The 21311-nt window shown below is 66.0% G+C and carries 21 protein-coding genes; 9 read left to right on the top strand and 12 right to left on the bottom strand.

What is annotated here, in order from left to right; all coding sequences use genetic code 11:
- Window positions 1-3: 3 nt before the first annotated feature.
- Window positions 4-462: a hypothetical protein gene (locus Q0044_RS11825; protein ID WP_298162448.1), complete on the top strand. Its 459-nt coding sequence runs from the start codon at window positions 4-6 to the stop codon at window positions 460-462.
- An 82-nt stretch (window positions 463-544) separates the two neighbouring features.
- Window positions 545-1630, top strand: a complete 1086-nt coding sequence (locus tag Q0044_RS11820; RefSeq protein WP_298162446.1) for a glycosyltransferase family 4 protein — start codon at window positions 545-547, stop codon at window positions 1628-1630.
- A 198-nt stretch (window positions 1631-1828) separates the two neighbouring features.
- On the opposite strand, the gene Q0044_RS11815 is transcribed toward Q0044_RS11820, so the two are convergent.
- The 5 genes from Q0044_RS11815 to Q0044_RS11795 form a co-directional block, all read right to left on the bottom strand.
- Window positions 1829-2893 (bottom strand): substrate-binding domain-containing protein, encoded by a 1065-nt coding sequence (locus tag Q0044_RS11815; RefSeq protein WP_298162443.1) that lies wholly within the window; start codon window positions 2891-2893, stop codon window positions 1829-1831.
- 35 nt (window positions 2894-2928) lie between these two features.
- On the bottom strand, window positions 2929-3741 hold the full coding sequence (gene phnE / locus Q0044_RS11810) for a phosphonate ABC transporter, permease protein PhnE (RefSeq protein ID WP_298162442.1): 813 nt from the start codon (window positions 3739-3741) through the stop codon (window positions 2929-2931).
- Window positions 3738-4742: a phosphate/phosphite/phosphonate ABC transporter substrate-binding protein gene (gene phnD / locus Q0044_RS11805; protein WP_298162441.1), complete on the bottom strand. Its 1005-nt coding sequence runs from the start codon at window positions 4740-4742 to the stop codon at window positions 3738-3740. Before phnD ends, phnE begins: the two co-directional genes overlap by 4 nt.
- Window positions 4739-5548, bottom strand: a complete 810-nt coding sequence (gene phnC / locus Q0044_RS11800) for a phosphonate ABC transporter ATP-binding protein (protein ID WP_298162440.1) — start codon at window positions 5546-5548, stop codon at window positions 4739-4741. The genes phnD and phnC overlap by 4 nt, the downstream gene beginning before the upstream one ends.
- 154 nt (window positions 5549-5702) lie before the next feature.
- Window positions 5703-6689: a hypothetical protein gene (locus tag Q0044_RS11795; RefSeq protein WP_298162439.1), complete on the bottom strand. Its 987-nt coding sequence runs from the start codon at window positions 6687-6689 to the stop codon at window positions 5703-5705.
- A 271-nt stretch (window positions 6690-6960) separates the two neighbouring features.
- Between Q0044_RS11795 and Q0044_RS11790 the strand changes: the two genes are divergently transcribed.
- The 3 genes from Q0044_RS11790 to Q0044_RS11780 all read left to right on the top strand — a co-directional run bounded on the left by Q0044_RS11790 (window position 6961) and on the right by Q0044_RS11780 (window position 9856).
- Window positions 6961-8226, top strand: a complete 1266-nt coding sequence (locus Q0044_RS11790; RefSeq protein WP_298162438.1) for a type III PLP-dependent enzyme — start codon at window positions 6961-6963, stop codon at window positions 8224-8226.
- Between the two features lie 67 nt (window positions 8227-8293).
- Complete coding sequence (locus Q0044_RS11785) at window positions 8294-8698, top strand: TM2 domain-containing protein (RefSeq protein ID WP_298162436.1); 405 nt, start codon at window positions 8294-8296, stop codon at window positions 8696-8698.
- Between the two features lie 105 nt (window positions 8699-8803).
- A complete protein-coding gene (locus Q0044_RS11780; RefSeq protein WP_298162434.1) occupies window positions 8804-9856 on the top strand; it encodes a 1,9-bis(guanidino)-5-aza-nonane synthase in 1053 nt (350 codons plus the stop codon).
- 64 nt (window positions 9857-9920) lie between these two features.
- On the opposite strand, the gene Q0044_RS11775 is transcribed toward Q0044_RS11780, so the two are convergent.
- A complete protein-coding gene (locus tag Q0044_RS11775) occupies window positions 9921-10403 on the bottom strand; it encodes a PadR family transcriptional regulator (RefSeq protein WP_298162431.1) in 483 nt (160 codons plus the stop codon).
- A 251-nt stretch (window positions 10404-10654) separates the two neighbouring features.
- Between Q0044_RS11775 and Q0044_RS11770 the strand changes: the two genes are divergently transcribed.
- The 4 genes from Q0044_RS11770 to Q0044_RS11755 all read left to right on the top strand — a co-directional run bounded on the left by Q0044_RS11770 (window position 10655) and on the right by Q0044_RS11755 (window position 13385).
- Window positions 10655-11011 (top strand): ribonuclease, encoded by a 357-nt coding sequence (locus Q0044_RS11770; RefSeq protein WP_298162429.1) that lies wholly within the window; start codon window positions 10655-10657, stop codon window positions 11009-11011.
- 66 nt (window positions 11012-11077) lie between these two features.
- Complete coding sequence (locus Q0044_RS11765; RefSeq protein WP_298162428.1) at window positions 11078-11584, top strand: hypothetical protein; 507 nt, start codon at window positions 11078-11080, stop codon at window positions 11582-11584.
- An 11-nt stretch (window positions 11585-11595) separates the two neighbouring features.
- Window positions 11596-12363: a phosphatase PAP2 family protein gene (locus Q0044_RS11760; RefSeq protein ID WP_298162426.1), complete on the top strand. Its 768-nt coding sequence runs from the start codon at window positions 11596-11598 to the stop codon at window positions 12361-12363.
- A gap of 8 nt (window positions 12364-12371) precedes the next feature.
- Window positions 12372-13385 carry a right-handed parallel beta-helix repeat-containing protein gene (locus Q0044_RS11755; protein ID WP_298162425.1) on the top strand — a complete coding sequence of 338 codons (1014 nt, stop codon included), beginning with the start codon at window positions 12372-12374 and terminating at the stop codon, window positions 13383-13385.
- On the opposite strand, the gene aguB is transcribed toward Q0044_RS11755, so the two are convergent.
- From aguB to Q0044_RS11725, 6 genes are all read right to left on the bottom strand, one after another.
- Complete coding sequence (aguB, locus tag Q0044_RS11750) at window positions 13352-14254, bottom strand: N-carbamoylputrescine amidase (protein WP_298162423.1); 903 nt, start codon at window positions 14252-14254, stop codon at window positions 13352-13354. The genes Q0044_RS11755 and aguB overlap by 34 nt on opposite strands.
- Window positions 14251-14646, bottom strand: coding sequence for a four helix bundle protein (locus Q0044_RS11745; RefSeq protein WP_298162421.1), 396 nt, complete (start codon window positions 14644-14646; stop codon window positions 14251-14253). The genes aguB and Q0044_RS11745 overlap by 4 nt, the downstream gene beginning before the upstream one ends.
- The gene (locus Q0044_RS11740) at window positions 14643-15629 is read right to left on the bottom strand and encodes an agmatine deiminase family protein (RefSeq protein WP_298162420.1); all 987 of its coding nucleotides are present in this window, start codon (window positions 15627-15629) and stop codon (window positions 14643-14645) included. Before Q0044_RS11740 ends, Q0044_RS11745 begins: the two co-directional genes overlap by 4 nt.
- A gap of 155 nt (window positions 15630-15784) precedes the next feature.
- On the bottom strand, window positions 15785-18385 hold the full coding sequence (locus tag Q0044_RS11735; protein ID WP_298162419.1) for a TonB-dependent receptor: 2601 nt from the start codon (window positions 18383-18385) through the stop codon (window positions 15785-15787).
- 185 nt (window positions 18386-18570) lie between these two features.
- Complete coding sequence (msrA, locus tag Q0044_RS11730; RefSeq protein ID WP_298162418.1) at window positions 18571-19197, bottom strand: peptide-methionine (S)-S-oxide reductase MsrA; 627 nt, start codon at window positions 19195-19197, stop codon at window positions 18571-18573.
- Window positions 19198-19358: 161 nt separating this feature from the next.
- On the bottom strand, window positions 19359-20750 hold the full coding sequence (locus Q0044_RS11725; protein WP_298162417.1) for a capsular biosynthesis protein: 1392 nt from the start codon (window positions 20748-20750) through the stop codon (window positions 19359-19361).
- Window positions 20751-21311: the final 561 nt, after the last annotated feature.

Genomic DNA, 21311 nt, shown 5'->3' with positions numbered 1-21311 from the left:
GCCATGAGAGCCCTCCAGTTAGCTGTCACGTTCGCCACCGTCAGCGCTCTGCTGGCTGGTTGCAGCGTCAATCTTGGCAGTTCGCCCAAGGCTGGCCCGCCCGAAATTGTCTGGACCGGATATCTGGTCGAGTTGGACGGTGTGGCGGTCGGCAGCTCGGGAATTCGCCTCGATATCGAAACTGCACGATCAGAGGATCCGGGCGCTCATCGCTATTCCCTTGCGACAGGATGCGTCGCCGGAGGCTGGATCGAGAACTCGGGTCAGATGCTTGCGTATGAGACGCTGCGTCCCTGTCGCGAAGACGACGCTGAGAGAATGATGCGGCTCAATCACCTTTCCTACAGCGGCAATGGCAAGTCGCCGGCCGGCCATGCCACGCTGCATTGGACAGGTAAGGAAGCGACTCTGGAGTCGCCCATGGGAAGGGCACGGTTCGTCGAACCCGAGGTTAGCCGATAGCTTGGCACGGACTCATCTCGCCAACCGCCGCATGAGGCGCTAGAGCTTCAGACCGATCAACCGGCGGGGTCCTTCGCCCTCTATGCGCATCGTTCTGGCCACTGACGCCTGGGAGCCCCAGGTCAACGGCGTCGTCCGCACCCTGACCCGCACCGTCGCGGAATGCCGCGCCATGGGTCACGAGGTGGACGTCATCGAACCCAGTCAGTTCCGCACCATTGCGGCGCCGACCTACCCCGAGATTCGCCTGGCTCTCGGCGCCGAGGAAGAGATTCGCGAACGTCTGCGCGCCCTCGAACCGGACGCCGTCCACATCGCCACCGAAGGCCCCATCGGCATCGCCACCCGCCGCATCTGCGTGGAGTGGAAGCTGCCGTTCACGACCAGCTATCACACGAAATTCCCTGAATATATTTCGGCGCGCTTCCCGGTCCCGGTCCAGGTCGGCTACGCCTATATGAAATGGTTCCACAAGCCGTCAGGCCGACTGATGGTCGCCACCCCGACGCTGAAGAAGGAACTGGAGGAGCACGGCTTCAAGAACATCTCGCCGTGGACGCGGGGCGTCGACACCGAGCAGTTCCGGCCCGATCTGGAGCGCATCTTCCAGGATCTCGGCGGCAAGGACTGGCCCCGCCCCTACTGGCTGAACGTCGGACGGGTGGCCGTCGAGAAGAATATCGAGGCCTTCCTCGAAACCGACCTGCCGGGCACCAAGATCGTGGTCGGGGACGGACCGGCCCGCGCCGAGCTCCAGGCCAAATACCCCGAGGCGAAATTCCTCGGCGCCCGCTTCGGCGAGGAACTGGCGCGATGCTTCCGCGACGCCGACGTCTTCGTCTTCCCCAGCTGGACCGATACCTTCGGCCTGGTGATTCTGGAGGCCATGGCCACCGGTACGCCGGTCGCCGCCTACCCCGCCCATGGCCCCATCGACCTCGTTCCAGGCTCGAACGCCGGCGCGATCGATGAGGACCTGCGGACCGCCTGTCTCGAGGCGCTCAAGTGCGATCGCGCCGCGACCCGCGCCTATGCCGAGAAATTCAGCTGGCGCGCCTCGGCCGAGCAGTTCGTCCAGAACCTGGAGCCCTATCCGGAGCCCGAACGGGGTCGATTCTGGCGCCGCCTTCGTCGCATCGCCCGCGTCCGGCGCCGCGCCGCGGCCTGATCGGCCGCTGATCCATCATCCTGCGACCGCGCACACGACGGTTTTCAAAGACTATTCCTCGCCGGCCGGGCTCTATACCCACCATGAGTCCGGGCCGTGGTATCCTGCGGGCCGGTCTTTGACATCGTCGCGGAGGGAACGCCGCTTGGGACTCTAAGGACTATCTGGACTCCGTGTCCCGGAGTCCGGTTAGTTTGACTACTCCGGCCGCGCCATCGGCGTGAGCGCCGTGGCGATGGCGCGTTGCTGCACCAGCTCGGCCTCCGGAAGGGGCACCAGACCGCGGTCCTGCAGATAGCCGCCCTGTCCCACGGCCGCCTCGGACGTGAACTCGATCAGGAACTCCTGCAGACCCGGCGTCACCCCGATGTGGGCCTTTTTCACATAGATGTAGAGGCTGCGGGCCAGCGGATAGGTCCCGTTGGCGATGCTCTCCGGCGTCGGATAGACGCCGTCGATCGTCTCGGCCTTCACCGTGTCGAGGTTCTGCTCCAGGAACGAGAAGCCGAACACGCCCAGCGAACCCGGCGTCCGGGTCAGGGTCTGCAGGATGGCGTTGTCGTTCTCGCCCGAGTCGACCCAGGCGCCGTCCTCGCGCACCGTGTGGGCCAGGGCCTCGAACCGGTCCTTGTCCTGGTCCTCGACCGCGGCGACGGCCGGAATCAGCTTGGCGCCCGGCGTCATGCCCAGCTCCAGGAAGGCGTCGCGCGTGCCTGAGGTCGGCGGCGGGCCGTAGACCTGGATCCGCTGGTTCGGCAGGGCCGGATTGATGTCGGACCAGGTCCGGGCCGGATTGGGCACGAAGGTCCCGTTCGGACCGGGCGCTTCCTTGGCCAGGCCTTCATAGAGGTCATTGAGCTGGAAGTCGAAGCTGTTGCCGTTGCGTGCCGTGGCGACGACGATGCCGTCATAGCCGATCTTCAGCTCGACGATCTCGGTGACGCCGTTCTCGGCGCATTTGTCGAACTCGGACTGTTTCATCTGCCGCGATGCGTTGGCGATGTCCGGGGTCGAGGGGCCGACGCCCTGGCAGAAAGCCTGGATTCCGCCGCCGGTGCCCAGGGCCTCGACCCGCGGCGGGGCGCCTTCCGGATTGTTGCGGCCGAAATTCTCGGCCACCCGCGTCGCGAACGGGAAGACGGTCGAGGACCCGGCCGCCCAGATGCCGTTTCTCTGACCGCCGCCCTCACCACAGGCGGCGACCGTCAGGGCCATGACGGCGGTTCCGGCAACGAAAAGCCGGCGAGACAGGTTGGACGACATCAGACGGTCTCTCGACGAAGGCGAATCTGCGACGCTTAAAGCAGACGTTTGCGCATGGCCTGTGACAGCATGTCGATCAGGGTCACGGCGATGACGACCACAACCACGATCGCCGACACGTCACGGAAGTCGAAGGCGTTCATCCGGTCGAACAGGACCTGGCCGATACCGCCCGCGCCGATCAGCCCCAGGACCGTCGCCGAACGGCTGTTGGATTCGAACCGGTACAGGGCGAATGAGGTCCACAGCGGTGCGACCTGCGGGATCACGCCCCAGACGATCTCATGCAGCTTGGTGGCGCCGGTGGCGCGCACGCCCTCGACCGGTCCCTTATCGATCGACTCGACCGCTTCGGAAAACAGCTTGGCCAGGACACCCGCTGTATTCAGCGCGATCGCGAGGACGCCGGGGAGCGGGCCGAGGCCCACGGCGACCACGAACAGGAGGCCGATCACGAGGTCAGGAATCGAACGCAGCAGGTTCATCAGCCAGCGGACCGGCGTGACCACCCAGATCGGAGAGACGTTACGTGCCGCCGCCAGCCCCATCGGGACGGCCGCGAACACCGCGATGAACGTGCCCCAAAGGGCGATCTGGATCGTCTCCCACATCTTCTCGACGAAGATGCGCCAATCCGTAAAGTCGGGACGCAGCAGCTCCTGGGCGAACGTCCGCGTGCTTTCCGCATTGCTGAACAGCTTGCCGATATTGGCCAGGTCGACGTCGCCGACGCTGTAGATCAGCAGCGCCAGCACGCCGCCCCAGATCAGGATGTCGAGGGCCCAGGCGCCCGCCGACTTCGATGGCGGTTTGGGAATGGAGCCGGCCGGAAGGGCAGCGTCGGTCAAGGCTGGACCTCACGCAGGGCGCGCAGGCGCTGCAGCTCGGCCTCGGCGGCGGTGACGCCGGCGGCGTCGCCCTTTTCCCGGGCCTCCTGCAGCTTCTGGTCGGCGACCATCTCGCGGATCGGGTTCAGATAGGAGTCATCGGCCGACCGGAACTGGGAGTATTCCAGCCCGGCCAGAACGCGACGTTGACGCTCGGCCTCGACGCCCTCGCCCTGGCCGTAGGTCAGGAAGAAGCTGCGGATCTTTTCCTTGATCGCGGGATCGAGATCGCCACGCACCAGGATTCCGGATTCCGGGATCGGCGGCGACTGCCAGATCTCGGTGATCTGGGCCGCGATGGCCGGGTTCTGGCGGTTCAGGAAGACGGTGTTGACCGTGTTCGAGGTCGCCACATCGACCACGCCGGTGGCCACGGCGAAGGCGTTGGCCTGGTGGTTGGCCGAGCGCACCGTGGAAAAGCACAGGGCCGGGACGATGTTGCGCGGATTGAACAGGAAGGCCATCGGGGCCAGCGTGCCCGAGGTCGACTGGGCGTCGCCGATGCCGAAGTCATAGCGCTTGCCGCAGGCCAGGACCTGATCCAGCGTGATGCCCGAACCCGTCTTGACGATCAGGGTCGAGCGATAGCTGTCCGAGCCTTCCTTGTTGACTGTGCGGGCGATGACCTCGGCGTCGGCCCGGTCGATGGCCTCGACGGCCGGCTTGGCCGAGAACCAGGCGACCTGGGTCTGGTTGCCGCGCATGGCCTCCACAAGGACGGTGTAGTTCGAGCCGAAGAAGGGCTCCACCGGCACGCCGATCGCCTCGGACATGTCGTCAAGCAGCGGCTGCCACAGCGGCCCGGCCGAGGCCTGGCCTTCCGCCGACAGGATGGAGAAGGTGATCTTGGCTGGCGCACCGCCGGCCTTGGTGTCGTCACCGCCGCCGCAGGCCGAGAGGCCGAGCAGGGCCACGGCGGCGCCGACCAGACCGGCCCGGCGGGAGAAGGATGCGAAGGTCATGCCTTGGTTTCCCAGAACGCGTCCTCGAACTCGGGACCGTAGATGTCGATCAACTGTTTGGTGTCGAGGCCGGTCGACGGGCCGTCATAGACGACCTTCCCGGCCTTCAGCGCGATCACCCGGTCGCAATAGCGGATGGCGTAGTCGACCTGGTGCAGGGTGACGATGACACCCAGACCGTCGCGCCTGTTCAGCTCGACCAGCAGCTCCATCACCTTGCGGGCCGAGACAGGGTCCAGCGAGGCGACCGGCTCGTCGGCCAGAATCCCTTTCGCACCCTGGACCAGGGCCCGGGCGATGGCACCGCGCTGCTGCTGGCCGCCGGAAAGGGTGTTGGCCCGCTGGGCCGCGTAGTCGGAGACTCCGACCCGGTGCAGGGCGGCCATGGCCAGGGCCCTGTCGGCTCGCGGCCAGGCCCCGAAGACACCCTGCCAGCCCGGGAGACGCCCGAGGGCGCCCAGCATGACGTTGGAGAACAGGCTCAGCCGCCCGACGAGATTGAACTGCTGGAAGATCATGCCCAGCTTCTGGCGCGCAGCGCGGACGGAGCCGGTGGTCCGGCCATTCTTCTGCACCGTCTCGCCGAAGACGCTGATGGTCCCCGCCCCGGCGTCGATGGTCTGCAAACCGGTGATCGAACGCAGAAGGGTGGACTTGCCCGAACCGGACGGCCCGATCAGGGCAACCATCTCTCCAGCCGCGACAGACACGGAAACGCCGTCCAGCGCCTTTCGGGAACCGAAGGTCTTGGACACGTCGCGGGCCATGACGAGGCCGGGCGCGGGGCTGGCGGCGGATGAACTCATGAGCTCACTGACGGCGAATAGGAGGACAGGCACCGGATCACGCGACGCACGCTCCGGCCGTCCCTATTGCCACGACGTCCGCGCGTCCGTCCAGCACGCCCGCGCGTCGGCCGGTCTCACTGCGGGCGCCCGTCTCCTGAAAGCCGGACGCGTCCTAGTAGTTCGAGTTGTCCTCGACAGGCTCTTCATAGCCGCTGTTCTCATAGGCCGCCGCGTCGCGCTCGGCCTCGACCTGCTGCTGATACTCGGCCTCAGCCGCCGCATCATAGTTGGCGACGTCGCGCTCCGCCTCGATCTGCTGCTGGTACTCGGCCTCGGCCGCCGCCTCATAGTTGGCGACATCGCGTTCCGCCTCGACCTGCTGCTGGAAGTCGACCTCATCCTGGGCCGCCTGATCCGCCGCCATCTCGTCGGCGACCATGGCGGCGTAGTAGTCTTCCTCGAAGACCTCGGCAGCGTATTCGTAGCCGTAGTCTTCGGCGAACGCGTCGGCGTTTGCAGCGTAGTATTCCTCGACCGCCGCGTCCCAGTAGCTGTCGTCGTAGAAGCTTGCATCAGACCAATCAGGAATTTCGCCGTAGGCATCAACCCACTCGGCATAAGAAATCTCGTCGACGAAGTCTTCGTAGTAGACCTCGTTCCAGTCATCGATGACATATTCGTCGCCGTAGTCGATCCAGGGTTCCCACACCTGCCACTGGGCTGGCTGATAGTTGATCCAGTCGGCGAAATAGCTATCCGGCAGTGTGTAGCCGAACTCATAGGTGTCGTTGACGAAGGTGGCTCCCCGACTGCCCTTGGCGATGCGCTTTGCTCCCGGCGCCCAGCGGATGACGTCGAGGCCCTTGATCTGGCCCGCCTTGCCGTCGATCACGAGGCGGACCTTGTTGCCCGTCTTGCCGACGGCATCGACGACATAGGTCGATCCCCGGCGCCTGACCTTCTCGGGCGTGAAGCCCCTGTCGGTCAGCACCTTGTTCACACCCCCCGGCGACAAGGCCTTTCCAGGGGGAGGCGCATGCTCCACGGCCGCCTGCTGGGTCGCATTGAGCCTCGGCGCGACCGCCTCGTCCTTCTTGCCGCAACCGCCGATCATCAGCAGGCCGGTCAGGGCTGCCACAGCCAACGAACGCATCTTCATCACAGCCCTGCCCTTCCAGCCGCTCTCGACCCGCTAAAGGCCAAGCTTAAGTCGAATATCGCGACTTCTCGAAAGGGGCGAGGCCGTCGAGTCGAAAATCAGGTTCGGCGGGCGCGAAATGGCCGGACAAGGAGTCGCAGGCGGCCACAAAAAAACCGCTTTACATGACAGGCGTGTGACCCCATATGGCCGCTTCCGGCGGACCCCGTAGGTCTATACGTTTGCGCTGCTAACGCCGGCTGGGTTTAACAATTACAGGGGTTTACGTGAATTGCGCACGTATTCATTTCCCCTGGACCTGGTCCGCGAGCGGTCCCCTGAACGTCCCGTCGCACTCGTGCGGCCGCGTTCGGTTTCCGTAGCGGCGCGCTGGTTCCAGGATAATCTAAAGGCTGACGTCTTTTACGCCGTGAAGGCCAACCCTTCGCGCTGGGTCATTGAGGCTCTGAAAGACGCCGGCGTGAAGGGCTATGACGCGGCTTCGATCGCCGAGATCGAGCTCGTGCGCTCCGTCGATCCCGACGCGCGCATCGCCTTCATGCACCCGGTGAAGAGCCGGTCTGCGATCACCCGGGCGTATTTCGACCACGGCGTCCGCACCTTCTCGCTCGACTGCGAGGACGAGCTGCAGAAGATCCTCGACGCCACGGGCGGAGCGACGGATCTGAATCTGCTCGTTCGCATGGCGGTGTCCGCCGACGGCGCGGCCTACTCCCTCTCGGGCAAGTTCGGCGTCTCGACCGATCAGGCTCCCGCCCTGCTGCTGTCCGTTCGCCGGGCGGTGAAGGACGGGCTGATGGGCGTCTGCTTCCACGTGGGATCGCAATGCATGCGTCCGACCGCCTATCAGGCCGCCATGGCCCAGGTCGGTCGCGCCATCTCGCGCGCCGGCGTCATCGTGGACATCGTCGACATCGGCGGCGGCTTCCCCTCGGTCTATCCGGGCATGGTCCCGCCGGACATGAGCGAATACGCCGACGCCATCCATCGCGGCTTCAACGAGATGCCCGTGTCGGAAACGACCGAGCTCTGGTGCGAGCCCGGCCGGGCCTTGGTCGCCGAGTCCTCTTCGGTTCTGGCCCGCGTGGATCTGCGCAAGGGCGACGCCCTGTATCTGAACGACGGCTCCTACGGTGCCCTGTTCGACGCGACCCATTCGCGCTGGCCCTTCCCGACCAAGCTGGTCCGGGACGGCGAGGCTTCGGACGATCTCAAGCCGTTCCAGTTCTATGGACCGACCTGCGACTCGATCGACCATATGCCGGGTCCGTTCTGGCTGCCGGCCGACATCCGTGAGGGCGACTTCGTCGAGATCGGCATGCTGGGCGCCTACGGTGTCGCCATGTCGACGGGTTTCAACGGCTATGGCGAACACGACGTCGCCGTGGTCGAGGACGCCCCGATGGCCTCGCTCTATGGCCTCGCGCCGCGCTCCATCCCGACCGTGCGCACCACGGCGGAAGAGCAGGCCCGCAAGGTCGTTCGTCTGTCGCGCCCGAAGGGCAAGGCAGGTCAGCGCAGGAAGAGCCGCAAGTAACATAGGCTTGTGAACGGCGCGGGTCGGCGCCACAGCTTCCCGAAAGGCAAAGCTTGGGAAGCGTGTGATGTCCGACTCGTCCGGTCCGTCCGATCCGGGGCCCAGTGTCGACTACGGCGCTCCAGGTCCAAGCCATCAGCAGATGATGCATGACATGGCTCATGCGGAGTTCATGGCTTCGGATCCCTCGGTCAAGCAATGGGACGGACGCCGCACAATCCTGATCGGCTATGTTCTGTGGCTCTTCCTCGGCTGGATCGGCGGACACCGCCTCTACGTCGGCCGCTGGAAATCGGCGCTCGGCATGGCGGCGGCGGGGTTTGTGACCTGGATCATGACCGAGATGCTCGGTCCCTACCTTGGGATACCGATGACGATCTGGTGGGTCGTCGACGCGGTGCTGATCCCGGGCTGGATTCGACAGGCGAACGAGGCCAATGCGATGAAGCGGACAACCGTCGAAACGGTCTGACCTTCGTCACGTTTTCTGACTAGACGACACACAGCAGCCCGTCGCTCCGTCCGGGTCGCTGCTGATCCTGACGACGGGCGCTCAAATCAAAGGGAAACCCTTGCAATGAACGCACCCGTTCAGAAGAACACCAAGGCCGAGCTGCTCCAGAACGTCGTCGAGCACATCGACATCACGTCCTTCGACGCCCGCCCGATCGTCGACGCCATGCGCAAGATGAGCTTCTCGTCGCGCGACACGGCTCGCGCGGCGGACATCTTCTCGATGGCTATCGAGGACAAGGACTGCTCGCCCTGGCTGATCCTGGCCGGCTCGACCTCGGCCGGCGGCTGCATGCATGTGTACCGCGACATGGTGAAGTTCGGCATGATCGACGCCGTGGTCGCCACCGGCGCCTCGATCGTCGACATGGATTTCTTTGAGGCCCTGGGCTTCAAACACTACCAGGCCGCCGGCGAGGTGGACGACAACGTCCTGCGCGACAACTACATCGACCGGATCTACGACACCTACATCGACGAGGAAGAGCTCCAGAACTGCGATCACACGATCCTGGAGATCTGCAACGCCCTGGAGCCGCGCGCCTATTCCAGCCGCGAGTTCATCTGGGAGATGGGCAAATGGCTGTCGGAAGGCAATGCGAAGAAGCCCGGATCGCTGATCCAGACCGCCTACGAAGAAGGCGTGCCGATCTTCTGCCCGGCCTTCGTCGACTCCTCGGCCGGCTTCGGTCTGGTCAAGCACCAGAAGGAGCGGATCGCGGAGGGCAAGCCCTACCTGATGATCGATGCCGTCGCGGACTTCCGCGAACTGACCGACATCAAGATCGCCGCCGGCGTCACCGGCCTGTTCATGGTCGGCGGCGGCGTGCCCAAGAACTTCGCCCAGGATACGGTCGTCTGCGCCGAAATCCTCGGCATCGAGGCCGAGATGCACCGTTATGCGGTCCAGATCACCGTCGCCGACGTCCGCGACGGGGCCTGTTCGTCCTCGACGCTGAAAGAAGCGGCGTCGTGGGGCAAGGTCCAGACCACCCACGAACAGATGGTGTTCGCCGAGGCGACCACGGTCGTGCCGCTGATCGGTTCGGACGCCTATCACCGCGGGGCCTGGAAGAACCGCGACAAGCGCCGCTGGGCGAAGCTGTTCGGCAAGTAGGACTGGACCGCAGATGCAACGAAGGGGCCACGAGCGATCGCGGCCCCTTTTTGCTGCCTGAAAACTACTGCCCGCTGATCTCGCGAACCGCCTTCATCAGGGCTTCGACGACCTTCGCCGTCTCGGGATCCGACCAGTCGCCGGGTTTCATGATCACGGCCTGGCGCAGCGTGTGCAGCGCCTCCTTGACCACGTCCGGCGTCTGTTCGCCGGAGATCAGCCGGGCCGCCAGGGCCATGCGCTGCATGACGCCGTCGACCGCGGTGCGGTTCTCGTCCAGCCAGGTCTGTCCGGCCTCGGTCAGCGAGAAGATGCGCTTGCCGGCGGCGTCCTCAATCCCGGCGATCAGGCCTTCGTCGGCCAGCATCGACAGGGTCGGATAGACCACACCCGGTGACGGCGCATAGGCCCCGCCGAACATCGTCTCGATGGCCTTGATCAGATCGTAGCCATGTCGCGGTTCCTTCTCGATCAGGGCGAGGGCCACGATCCTCAGGTCGCCCGGGCCGAACATGCGGCGGCCGGGACCGCCGCGTCCGCCAAACATTCCAGGGCCGCCGAAGCGACCCCGTCCGGTGTGCCCTCGCCCCCGACCTTCGCCTTCCGGCCCGCAGCGCTGATCGCGCCAGCCGTGTTTCATTCTGTGATGTCCGAACATGTGAACTCCTTTGTCATTCGTCATGTCGGGAAGATATATCTTTAGAGCAGCCGCGCAAGTGGGCGATATATCTTTTGTTGCAGTCTCTGGAACTGCCGGTCGTGCTGGGACTTCATCCGTCACCGAACGAAAGAGCCGCCATGACCGAAGCGAGGCCCCAGTCTCCCGAAGCCGTCGAAGCCGAAGACATGGGCGAACGGCCCGATCTCGGTCGAACGCCTGACGCCCTGGCCGAGGCTCTGACCGGTTCCGGCGTCGGGTCGGATACCCGTGCGGGCTCGCTTCAGGGCGGCGCGGCGACCGGTTCGGACGACGATCCCGATCAGGCCGCCGTGGACCGGATCATGGCCGATCAGGGCCGTGGGACCGCCGGGGTCCGGTCCCCGCCGGGGGTAGAACCGAAAACCGTCGGGAACACCGGTGTCGCCCCGGGCGAAGTGGATGCCGATCCCGGCGCAGGTCCGCGTGCCATGGGAGCAGACGCCGCGACCGGTTGACTGCCTTGCTGCCGCCCCAACGATAGGCCACGGTGGGACAAGAACAGGTCTGAGGGACGACACGGAATGAAGCGTATCCTGGCGGTTATCGCGCTCTCGTGCGCAGCCGCTCTTGTTGCGGCCTGCGACCCCAAGGCCGAGAACTCCGCTGCCGCCGAGGTTCCGGAACCCGTCGCATCAGCGGAAGCAGCCCCGCCGACCGTCCCTGCGTCGACCCCGACCGCTGCGCCGCCGGCTCCGGCCGGGGGGTCCCCGGCAGCCCCCGACGCGCCGTCCTTCACCGTCCTGTATCCCGGCGGAGTCCCTGACGCGCCTGCTGTCACAGCCTCCGGACCCGCCGGTCCAGGCGGGGTCGTCACCTACACGACCGACGCGGACCCCGACGCGGTCATCGCCTTCCACCGCGCCCGCGCAGAAGCCGCCGGCCTCACGACCGCCATGGCCATGAACCAGGGCGAGGCCAGAGCCTACGGTGCCGCCAGCACCGACACCGGAGCCAGTTTCCAGGTCGTCGCTTCGGCCACGGAAGACGGCCCGACATCGGTCCAGCTCACCTGGAGCGCCGGGCATTGAGACACGCCGCGATGATCCTCGCAGCGGTCTGCGCCATCGCGGCCCCGGCCCACGCCCGGCAGGCGATGGATCCCGCCGGCTATCTCGACCACGCTGCAATCCAGGCACTGGCGAACGCCGTAGCGCCGGCCCCCGTCGCAGGTTCGCCCCGGGACCTGGCCGACATCGCTGCCTCCGACAGACTGCGGGCGCTGGAGAACACAGACCGCTGGATGCTGGCGACCCGCCATGCCGAACTGCGTCCAGCCCTGGCCCTCGCACATTTCGACTGCGCCCTGGGCTTCCGGCTGACGGCAGAGGATTCGCCCCGACTGGTATCGATCCTTGAACGCATCCTGCATGACGCCAACGAGGCCGCGGAACTGGCCAAGGCCCGCGCCTTCCGTGCCCGCCCCGTCGGCGCCGATCCGGAGCGCCCGGCCTGCACGGTTGTTTCTCCCGCAGGACGCGCCAGCCCGTCCTGGCCCTCAGGCAGCGCCACGGTCGGCTCGGCCTATGGCGAGGCGATCGCCGCCCTCGCCCCCGAACACGCGACCGAGGCCGCCCGCATCGGCCACGAGATCGGCGTCAGCCGCATGGTCTGCGCCATGCACTACCCGTCCGACGTCGCGGAGGGCGAGACACTCGGGAAGGCCGCCTTCCAGCGGATCGCGGCCACGCCGGCCTATCAGGCTGACGCCGTGGTCGCCCGCGAGGAGGTCGCCCGCGCCCGCGCCGCCGGCCTGACCAGCCCCGCCTGCGCCGCCGAGCGTGCCGCCCTCGCAACGCCCCTGCCCTAGGCCGACCGATGTCCGTCGTGGTCCTGCTCGCCCTGTTGGCGCCTGACCCGGTCATCGCCCGTCCCTGCTCATCGGCCGAGGTCGCCGCCCTCACCGCACCGGCCGCAGCCGATACGCCCGCCGTCCACCTCACCTGTTTCGCGACCCTGCCGCCGGGCGTCGCCGTCCGCCGCCACATCGTGTTCGAGGGCGCCGAGGCCTCGGGCGCGGGCCTCGACTGCAGCGGCGGCTCGGTCGGCGTACCCGGCCGGCCCAGCACCACCCGCGATCCCACGGTCGCCGTCTGGTCCCGACGCGAGGGCCGCGGCTGGAGCATCCCGCGCGACGTCCGCATCACCCGCTGCACCATCCACGGCAACCTGCGCGTCTGGGGCCTCGGCCGTAGCGACATCGACGGCCTGCGCGCCTCCTCCCGCACGCCCGGTCACACAGCAGCGACCCAGGCTGCGGCTCCGACAGGATTGATGCTCGACAATGTCGCCTTCGTCGCCACGGGGTCGATCCCCCTCTATGTCGGGCCCGGCGTGACCGGTCTCCGCATGACCGGCGGCGGATTCCGCGGCCAGTCGGTCTCCACGGCCATCTATCTGGATGCCGAAAGCGCCGGCGCCGTGATCCGGAATGTCGCCTTCGCTATACGCACTGCCCGGGAACAGATCGCCGTCGACGGCTCGGCCCGCAATCGCATCGAGGATAATCGATTTCAGCTCAACGGGCGCGGCGGAGTCTTCCTCTACCGGAACTGCGGCGAGGACGGCGTGATCCGTCACCAGACGCCGTCGGACAATGTCATCTCCGGCAACCGCTTCGAGGGCGCGGCCTGGCTGACTCCCCGCCCGATCGTCGTCGGCTCGCGCGAAGGCCGCCGACGCTACTGCGGCGACGACGCCGGCTATCCGTTCGGCTCAAGTGCGGATGACCGCGACCGGGCGACCGGCAACATTGTCAGCGGCAACACAACCGGGCTGCGCTGGCTGCCATCGACGGTTCAGGCCGGGCGAGGCGCCGTCAGGGCGCCGTAGAGGTCCGTCCGCCGGTCGCGGAAGAAGCCCCAGGCCGCCCGGTGCTGGACGAGGTAGTCCAGGTCGAAGCTATGCACCAGCACACCCTCCTCGTCCGCGCCGAAGCTCTCCACCAGATCGCCCCGGTGGTTTGAGATAAAGGAGTGGCCGTAGAAGCTCTGGCCGACCTCGGTCACCGTCTCGTGTCCGATCCGGTTGGCGCCCACGACCGGCACGACGTTGGACACGGCGTGGCCCTGCATGGCCCGCCGCCACGGCTCGGCCGTATGCAGTTCCGCGTCGTGCGGCTCTGACCCGATCGCAGTCGGATAGAACAGCACCTCGGCGCCCTGCAGCATCATCGCCCGCGCCGTTTCCGGATACCATTGGTCCCAGCAGATGCCGACACCGACCCGGCCGAAGCGGGTGTCCCAGACCTTGAAGCCCGTATCCCCCGGGCGGAAATAGTATTTCTCCTGATAGCCGGGTCCGTCGGGGATGTGGCTCTTGCGATAGACGCCCAGAGGCGAGCCGTCGGCGTCCAGCATGACCATCGCGTTGAAATAGTGCGGCCCCTCGCGCTCGAAGATCGAGACCGGGATGGCGACGCCCAGGTCCTTCGCCACATCGGCCATCGCGATCACCGCCGGATGCTCGCGCCACGGATACGCCGTACCGAACCACTTCTCTTCCTGCGAGACGCAGAAATAAGGGCCCTGGAACAGTTCCGAGGGCAGGATCACCTGCGCGCCCTTCGACGCCGCCTCGCGCACGAGATCGGCAGTCTTCGCGATGTTCGCCTGCATGTCCTCGCCGTAGGAGGTCTGTAGAGCAGCGACGGAGATGGTTCGAGTGGCGAGTGACGAGTGGCGAGTGGCGAGAGTGCTCATTTGCGACGGTCCTCCAGCTTGGCGATCAGGCCAGCCAACATCCTGCTGATTTCATCGGCGGCTTCCAGCAAAGGCACAAGCTGGACCTCCTCAAGGTAGCTCAAACGTCGACCGAGCATGAGCTGGGTTTCCGCTTCCGCCAGAGACCCTCGAGCGATCGAAAGGAAACGTAGAAAGTCAGCGGTGCTCCGGCGCGAGCATCCTTCGGCGATATTCGAAGGAACCGAGACGGCGGCGCGTCGCAACTGACTGGTCAGGCCGAACCGCTCTTCAGGCGGCCAGGGCCGCGTCGCTGCGTAAACCCGCTCAACCCAGTCGAGCGCCTTCTGCCAGACAAGGAGATCGCGGTAGTGGTGAACCTCGCCACTCGCCACTCGCCACTCGGCACTCATTCGGGCTCTTGCTGGGAGATGCAGTGGAAGGATCCGCCGCCCGTCAGGACGTTGATTGACGGCGACAGGATGATCTCGCGATCCGGGAAGACCGAGGCAAGAGCCTCCCCGGCCATGCGGGCGGCGGTCTCATCGCCATAGGTCGGCACAACGACCGCACCGTTGGCGATCAGGAAATTCATGTGGCTGGCCGGGATCGGCTCGCCGTCCTCGTTTTCGAGACGACCCGGCGACGGAATACGAACGACCTCGAACCCGGCTTCAGACAGGATGCGGGCGCAGGCGTCATAAACGTCTGCATTCGGATCATCCACTCCGAAGGCGATCGGGCAGGCCACAACGCCCGGCGCGACGAAGCGGGCCAGGTTGTCGACGTGGCCGTCGGTATGATCGTTCATCAGGCCGTCGCCCAGCCAGATGACACGGTTGGCGCCCAGGGCCTCGCCCAGAAGGGCCTCGGCCCTTGCCTCGGTCCAGCCGGTGTTGCGGTTCGGGTTCAGCAGGCACTGGCGCGTGGTCAGGATCGTCCCCTGTCCATCGTGATCCAGGGCGCCGCCCTCGAGAATGAAGTCGTTCCGGCTCAGCGGCACGCCCGCCTGTGCGCCGATCTGGTCCGCGACCGTATCGTCGAACTCCATCTCGAACTGGCCGCCCCAGCCGTTGAAGCGGAAGGTCGCAGCCGTCTTCGAACCTTCGCCAAAGATCGGGCCCGTGTCCCTCAGCCAGATGTCGCCGAACCGGCCCGGCACAACGGTCACGCCGGCCACGCCCTCGAAGCGCGCCCGGGCGCCCGCCAGAGCCTCTTCGTTGCCGATCATCAGCTTGACCTGTTCGCGACCCGGCCCGGCCAGGGCGAGCACCAGCGCCTCCACCTCGGCCTGGGCTTCGGCGAGATTGTCGACCCACAGTTCCTCATGGCTGGGCCAGCCGACCCACATCGCCCGGTGGGGCGACCATTCGGCGGGGATCGGCGAGACGGCCATGGGCGAAAAACTTCCTTGAAACAGCAGGGGACCGCGCCAGATAGCGACCCCCTCCCCCCACTTCAATGCCGGGACGCGAAAGGCGGTTCAGGACAAAAGAAAAGGGCGGCCCCGCGAAGGGCCGCCCTGATCTGTCGGTGAGTGTCCGGCGTGACCTAGAAGGTGGTGCCGAGCGTCAGCACCATCGTGCGCGGCGCGCCGAGCGAGAAGGTGCGCAGCTGGCCGGTGCGGAGCACGACCGCAGCGGTCGGATCCACGTCGATGGTGGTGGCGTTGTTGCCCGAGGAGATCGAGGCCGGATATTCCTCGTCGAACAGGTTGCTCACGTTGAACTGCACGAAGGCGTTGCGGATGCCGAAGGTGTCCGTCAGGTCGTAGCGGCTGTCAAAATCCACGACCGTATAGGACGGAGCCACTTCGTCATTGACGTCGGTGGTGAACCGCTCGTCGACATATTTGCCCTGAAGGCCGACGGACCAGTTGGGCGTGATGTCCCAGGCAGCGCGCAGCGTGTAGGTCCACTCCGGCGTCTCAACGATCTTCTTGCCGGCGGTCGGCAGGAAGGTCGTAAGCGACAGCGGCACATTGGTCTGCACTTCGCTGTCGTTGTACGAAGCCGAGCCCGAGATCGAGAGGCTGTCCAGCACCAGCCATTCGGCCGAGGCATCGAAGCCCTGCTGTTTCACTTCCCCGAGGTTCCGGTCGATCGAGAGGTTGAAGGTCGGCGAGGCCGGATCGTTGTCGAACGAGGAGACGATCCGGTTGTCGTAGGTGGTGTACCAAGCCGCCGCCGACGCGATCAGCCGCGAGGAGGTGTAACGGTAGCCAAGGTCGTACGACTTGGTGGTTTCCGGTTCAACCTGGCTGAAATCGAGGCCGCCCGAGGCGTTCCGGACCGGCTGATACAGGTTGTCCGTGCGAGGCGCCGAGAAGCCCTCGGCATAGCTGCCGTAGATCCTGTGGTTGTCGAGGAAGGCGTAGCCGATCTCGACGTTCGGCAGCACAGCGTCGTACTTGATCTCTTTGCTGTAGGGCCGGATGAACTGGGTCGTGCCAGTCGAGGCGAAGGTCACATTGCCGTTGGCCAGGGTCGAGGCCACAGCCTCCGTGGTGCAGCGAACGGTCGAGGAGCCGTTCTGCGAGAAGCAGAACTGGTTCAGTTCGCGGGTGAAGAACGGGGCCCGGACGCCCAGCTTCACGGTCAGGGCGTCGTCGAAGAACTGGCCGCGGTATTCGGCCGAGACCTGGTTCAACAGGGCGATCGAGAAGCGGTCACGGCTGCGCAGGTAGGAACCGTCGCGGCCGAAGACGCGCAGGCTTTCATTGCCCCAGGTGTTTTCGCCGCCGAACACTTCCGGCACCGAACCATCGGCATTGTAGCGGGTCGCCTCGCCGGTCTGGCGGTGGCGGCCGTAGTCGTTCGTGTAGGTCACCCGGACACGGTGATTGTCATTGACGTCCCAGATCAGCGAGCTGAGGACGCCGTAACGGCGGGTGTTGGTGTTCGACGGGGTGTAGAGGGCGACGTTGTCGCAGCTGTCGCCGTCGCCGTTCAGGTCGGTGCCGGTGTTCAGGATGGCGGCGGCCGTGCACTGGGCGGCCGTGGTGACCGTGGCGTTGTTCAGCCCATTCTGGTCCAGACGGTCGTCGCGCTCGCCCGTGAGGGTGAAGCCGCCGCCGTTGGCCATGACATACTGGAACGACGGATCGATCGTCAGACGCAGGCTGTCGGTCAGACCGTAGCTGAACTGGCCGCGGATGTTGCCGGTATTGGACGGGTTGATCCGGGTCCGGCTGTCATTCGTGCAGCTCGTGTTGTTCAGGGTCCCGCCGAAATAGGTGATGGCGGTGGCCTGGTTGGCTTCGTTCTGCACGCTGCCGGCGACGGGTGCCGGACGGAAGCAGGCGATGTCGTTCTCGGGCTGGAGGCCGAGGTTGAACTGCGGGAGGTTCGTGAAGTTATTATACGAGCTGTTGCGGTTCTCATTCCAGTTGAAGGACAGGCTGGCGAAGTCACCGTCGCCCAGATCTTGGAACAAACGCCCGTTATACTGCTTCTTCTCGAGCGATCCCGGACCCTTCCACTTATCGTAGTCCGTGTAGGACGCAGCCAGATAGGCGGTGGTGCCCCAAGGACCGAACTCACCGGTGTCGAAGCGGCCGAAAACGCGGCCATAGTTGAAGCTGCCGATCGAGGAGACGATCTGGGCGCTGCGCTCGGCCAAGGGGCGGGCCGTGGTGTAGGAGATGGTGCCGCCGGTGGCGGATGCGGTGGGGCTGTCGACGTCGGTCGTGCCCTGGTTGACCGAGGCGCGCTCGATCAGTTCGGAGTCCAGCTGTTGGTTGGTGAACACCGCGTAGTTGCCGGTGTCGTTCAGCGGGATACCGTCAAAAGTCAGGGAAACGCGGTTGCCGTCGAAGCCGCGCAGACGGATGTTGCCGCCCGAGTTGCCGTAGGGATCGTTGTTGGTGAAGTTCAGCCCGGGGACGTTGTTCAGCGTCTGGACGATCGACTGGCCCGGCTGCTGACGGCTGATGTATTCCTGGGTGATCGTCGAACGGGTCTTGTCGACCGTCTGGGCGACCACGGCACCCGAGATCGAGCGCGGACCACGCTGGCCGGTGACAACGACCTCTTCGACAGTGGTGGCCTCGGCGGCGTCCGTGCCGGTCGATTGGGCCGAGGCGGCGCCGGCGAGCAGCATGCCGCTGACGAGGGCGGTAGATGCCCAGAGCGCACGAGTGCGAGAGTTCATTTTGTATCCCCAGATGGTGCGGGTCAGCGCCCGGCGCGCGTCAGAAGGCGGCCAGAGAGAGCCGCGAACGTCGAAATCTCGCCCCCTCTACGGCGGCTCTCGGAACCATCGACGACAGTCACGTGACACTGGTGTGACAGCGCCCGGGGGTGACCGCGGCGCCACACCCCCGAATTCCGCGCCGCTCAGCTGCCCCAGACAGCGCGCAGACGCGCTTCACGGCCGCAGAAGCGGCTGTATCCCCCGTATCGCACAGGATTCAGTCGGGCGAAGTCCTGGTGATAGGCCTCCGCCGGCCAGAAACGCGCGGCATTCCGGACGGGAGTCACGAACCGGCGTTGCCCGATGACCGCAACGGCCGCCGCTCGTGACGCCTCCGCAATGGGCCGCTGCGCCGCTGTCGCGAAGACGGCGGTGGCATAGGACGCCCCCTGGTCACAGAACTGGCCGTCGGGATCGGTCGGATCGATGGTACGCCAGAACCGATCGACCAGCTGGCGATAACTGATCCGCGCCGGATCGTAAGTGACCTGGACCGCCTCGACGTGTCCGGTGCCGCCCCGGACGACCTGATCGTAACTGGGGTTGGCCACGGTTCCACCGGCAAAGCCGGACACCGCCGAGACCACGCCGGGCATGTGTTCGAAGTTCGATTCGGTCGACCAGAAGCAACCTCCGGCGAAAAGCGCTACCTCGCGCCGGCCGCTGTCGGGACCGCTTTGCGGCGTCGGGGCGCTCGCGGCGGGCTCTCCGGGGGAACAGGCCGCAATACTGAGCGCAGCGATGACGGCGAACCGGGACAGAAGGGACATGGAAACCTCCGGACATCGCCCTGCAATCAGGCGACCACCCTCAGCTACGTTGGAAAGACGCGTCCGGATACAGGACGCCTGTCGATCGGGTGTGCGGTTGCGGGCCTTCCGGCCCTGGCGGATCGGCGATGCGGTCCTGTTTGCGGTTCCGGACCGCAGGATCAGCGCGCCGCCGCGAACCGGCGTGCGAGGGCCTTGGCTGTAGGCTTCAGCGCCTTGGGCTCGTGATAGTTGCCGTTGACCTGGGTGCGGTTGATCACATGGGCCTTGAAGCGCTTGTACAGGTCATCCTCGGGCGGCGATGGATTGGTCCAGAAGCCGTCGATGGACTGCTGATCCGTCAGGCCCTCGATGTCGAAGAACGCCTCGCCGAGCACCTTGACCGGCGTGGAGAAACCGAGGGCCGACAGGGCCGCGGAGGAATTGTTGACCACCATCCCCGATGAGGCCCTGCACAGGGCCGCCAGGTTGCCGCCGTCGATGAAATCGACCCGGTCAGCGATGCCGCGCTCGACCGCCAGCACATGGGTCATCCGCGCCAGATCGACCAGACCGGGGTCCAGCGGATGGTTCTTGATCACCAGACGGGTATCGGGATCGGCATTCTTGGCGAAGGACGACAGCACCTCGGCCAGGAAGGCCGTGTTGTCGGCGTAGTGGGAGTACCGCAGCAGTTGGGCGTCGCCCTCGCGTTGCAGGCAGGCCAGGAAGAAGGGACCCCGTGCACGGATCACCTGTGCGTCACTCTCGGCCTTGGAACGGAAGGTCAGCGACAAGTAGCGTCTGACATGACCGACGAACTGCAGCCAGGGCGACTGGGTGTAGGGATAGACATACCGGCGGAACACCAGCCGGCCCAGTGGCTGGGCGGCGTGATAAAGGCTGATGTTGATGACGTGGTGGGGCAGGATCTTGCCCACCGGGCGCGTCGGCAGCATCTCGGGGATCGGAGGATCGTAGGCCTTGCGATCCCGGGGCAGTCCGGAAGAGGCGTTGACGCCGTTCTCCTCGACCGTGATCCAGTCGGGGCGGAAGTAGCCGTTCTCCAGCACCCAGATGCGAAGCGGATGGATACGGTCAGGATCCAGCGCGGTGGCGGCCTTGAGCTTCCCGGCCTGGGAAAGAACGCCCTGATTGTAGGGGCCGCCCTCGCCGAACACGATCAGATCCGTCAGGCCCTGATCCTGCACCAGCTTGGCCAGCCGGGCGGGCCAGCGGCGCACGTCGCCGGTATAGGGCTGGGCCCCGGAACGGCGCCAGTAGGCCGCATCCCCGGCGTTGAACAGCATGCGAGCCACCGAGGCGCCCTCGGACGTCAACTGCTCGGCGAGGGTTCGACCGAACGGACCGAACGGCGCGGTTACGACCAGGAACCGGCGTCCGGCGAGCGACTGGCCGGGGCGCGGCCGCGCGCCTGGGGCCGGTGGTGTTTGCGAGGCGGCAGCGACTGCGGCTGAAGTCGCAGTCTCGACGACCCGCGCAGACGCCCGCACCGGCGCCGGCTGGCGCTTGTCGCCCGAGGCGTGTCTGGGAGAGATGCGAACGTCCGCCATGGTCAGGACCAGCTCACGCGAAGTCTTGGGGACAGGAAGAACTGCTGAAAGCTCTGCCGTCGATCCGGCGCTTCGAACCGGACCCGCCGTCGCCCAGGGGCGGCGCGGCTCCGTCGAAGACCGGACGAGAGGGTCGGAACTCTGACATGGCCGCCTTTGTCGCTGGCCTCGTCACGCGGATCAACCGACTTGTCCAAAAAAGCGAGTGGCGAGCCCAAAATTTCACGAAATCTTCCAGCGACATCGGGCGAATTCCATGCATTTCGGCCTCAATGGAGGGGCTCGAAAGGCCGTGGTATGGGCCATAACGCCTGAAGCGAGACTTTCGGGCAACGCCCCCCGGAAACGCGAAACCGCCGGTCTTCTGAACGAGAAAACCGGCGGTCCATCACAGGGTCATCAATAGGAGAAGTGGTCTCACGGAAGGTCTCCCTTCACGTGGGCCCGACGCCTCCAGCGTCTTCGAGTTCGGTCTGATCGGGTCCCGATCCCTTGCGGGATCGGGGCCTTTTCAGTCGTCCTAGAAGTTGATGCCGATGGTGGCGCGACGGTTCAGAGGCT

This window comes from Brevundimonas sp. (assembly GCF_027484365.1).
Taxonomy (GTDB): Bacteria; Pseudomonadota; Alphaproteobacteria; order Caulobacterales; family Caulobacteraceae; genus Brevundimonas.
Note: the sequence above shows the minus strand (reverse complement) of the source record. Positions and strands in the feature narration are given on the sequence as shown.